The 2,034-nt window shown below is 55.0% G+C and carries 4 protein-coding genes; 3 read left to right on the forward strand and 1 reads right to left on the reverse strand.

The annotated features are described in order from the left end of the window. From D7D26_RS12695 to D7D26_RS11870, 3 genes are all read left to right on the forward strand, one after another. Positions 1–207, forward strand: a 207-nt coding sequence (locus tag D7D26_RS12695) for a hypothetical protein (protein ID WP_233543575.1), incomplete at its 5' end; no start/stop codon positions are given. A gap of 69 nt (positions 208–276) precedes the next feature. Then, a complete protein-coding gene (locus D7D26_RS11865) occupies positions 277–534 on the forward strand; it encodes a type II toxin-antitoxin system RelB/DinJ family antitoxin (RefSeq protein WP_078015578.1) in 258 nt (85 codons plus the stop codon). A 2-nt stretch (positions 535–536) separates the two neighbouring features. Further along, positions 537–794 carry a Txe/YoeB family addiction module toxin gene (locus tag D7D26_RS11870; protein ID WP_078015579.1) on the forward strand — a complete coding sequence of 86 codons (258 nt, stop codon included), beginning with the start codon at positions 537–539 and terminating at the stop codon, positions 792–794. A 157-nt stretch (positions 795–951) separates the two neighbouring features. Here the strand turns inward: D7D26_RS11870 and D7D26_RS11875 are convergent. Continuing rightward, the coding region (locus D7D26_RS11875) for an S-layer homology domain-containing protein (RefSeq protein WP_233543577.1) at positions 952–2,034 on the reverse strand (1,083 nt) is incomplete at its 5' end.

Below are 2,034 nucleotides of genomic sequence, written 5' to 3' on the forward strand. Positions count from 1 at the left end.
AAAAACGACATGGCGCGAAACACAGTTCATCGGCCGGTCGGGATATTCGTTGACGCCGCACGTCAAAGACACTACAAGAGACGTACAAAAAAGGAAACACTATATGCTCCGGACATCTTTCATGCCGACTTTCAATTCAACGTCCTCACTGAAAGCCGGCATGAAAGATGCGGTAAAATGTTCTGTTCGAATGACGCCTATTTCTAATACACAGCATTACGTAGTATTGCACTGCGGTCAAAAAGTGTTATAATTTTCTCGAAAGGAGTGATCTGTATGGCACTCGCCACAATGTCCGTGCGCGTCGACGAGGACACCAAAAAGCAAGTCGAGGCGTTCTGCGCCGACGTCGGCATGAATCCGTCCACCGCCGTCAACCTCTTTTTCAAGGCCATGCTCAGAGAAAACCGCATCCCCTTCGAGATCGAAAGAGATCCCTTTTACGCCCCGGCCAACATGGCGCACCTGCGCCGCAGCGTTGCCCAGGCCGAAGCGGGACGCCTCACCCCCCACGAATTGATCGAAGTCGACTGAGCATGCAGAAGACATGGACAGATGAAGCGTGGGGCGATTATCTCTGGTGGCAAAGCCGCGACCGAAAGATTGTCGGGCGCATCAATCAGTTGCTGAAAGACATCGATCGCAACCCCTACGAAGGCATCGGCAAACCGGAACCGCTGAAATACGACCTGCAAAGGTACTGGAGCCGCCGCATCACCGCCGAGCACCGGCTCGTCTACCGCGTCGAAAACGATCATATCGTCGTCATCTCCTGCCGCACGCACTATGCCTGACAATAAATCCGCGCCGTTCCGGGGCAGCGCTGCCCCGGAATGGCGCGGATTTATTGTCGGGCATCAGGCCGGGACGGCGCCGAATTCGACGCCGTCCCGGCATAGGAAAAGCGGAGCTGCCGAGGCAGCCCCGCTTTTTGCGTTTGCGGAGATTCGACTAGAAGGTGAGGTAGGTGCGGAAGCGGATCTGGTTGTTGTCGTAGTTAGGATCGTTCCAACGACCATCCATGTCGGCGTAAGCCAGTTCGAAGTACAGATTGGGGGTGTACTGGTAACCGATGGCAACGCTCCACTCTTTGGCATCGCCAACCGTATCCATATCGTACTTGACGTAACGCTCGACCGTGCTCCACTTGTCGTTCCATTTCTGTTTGGCTTTGACAAAGAGAACGTCGGTGTCCTGAGCGCTCTTGAAGCTCGTATGATCGGGCCAGACGATGTCGCTGAAGCTCCAAGGGCTATTTTCAAGGATAAAGCCCTGATCGATCTTGGCATACTCGACCCACAGAGAGGTGAACTTGAGCACGTCCTGATCGACGACAAGAGCCGCCCTCCAGGCCTTGGGATCGTCGACGCCAGCAACAAGCACACTGTCAGCCGCGATGTCTTCCATGTAGTAAGCACCGCGCAGTTCAAGGCCTTCCATGAACTTGAAACCGAGGTCAGCCCAGTAAGCCTTGTAGTTGGAGTCATCGACATTCTGCCACAGACCATTGACGCTCAACCAGAACTTCTCGCTGAAGTCGAACTTCAGGCGGGCGCCGTAGTACTCGTTGCTGTCGTTAGCAGTATAGACATTATCGCCCTTATGGGAAGCAGCAAAACCCTCGACGGTGAACATGCCGCGGCTGTACTTCAGATCGAAGCCACGATAATGGTCATCCATGAAGAACGTGCTGTTGTCCGCGCCCCAGCCGTTATCGTCTTCCCAGTTCAGCTCGAACTGACCGCCCTTGAGCGTCAGGCCTTCCATGCCCATGAAATCGCGGGCAGTAAGCCACCAGCGGTCGAACGTGTCCTTGTGCCAGCGGGCGTCAAACGTGATGCCGTCGGTCAGATCTTTGTGCAGGAACAGACGGGCGCGGTTGAACTCGAATCCGTCAGTCTTTTTGCCTTTTGTGTCCTCATCCTTATCCCAAGCATTGTAGTCGAAGCGCATCTGTCCGCTGATCTTCCATCCGCCCACGCCCTTTTCAAGAGCGCTCAGGCGGCTGTCGAAGCCGTCCACTTTCACGCCCAA

Origin of the sequence: Pyramidobacter sp. CG50-2 (assembly GCF_003612005.1) — a bacterium.
GTDB lineage: Bacteria > Synergistota > Synergistia > Synergistales > Dethiosulfovibrionaceae > Pyramidobacter.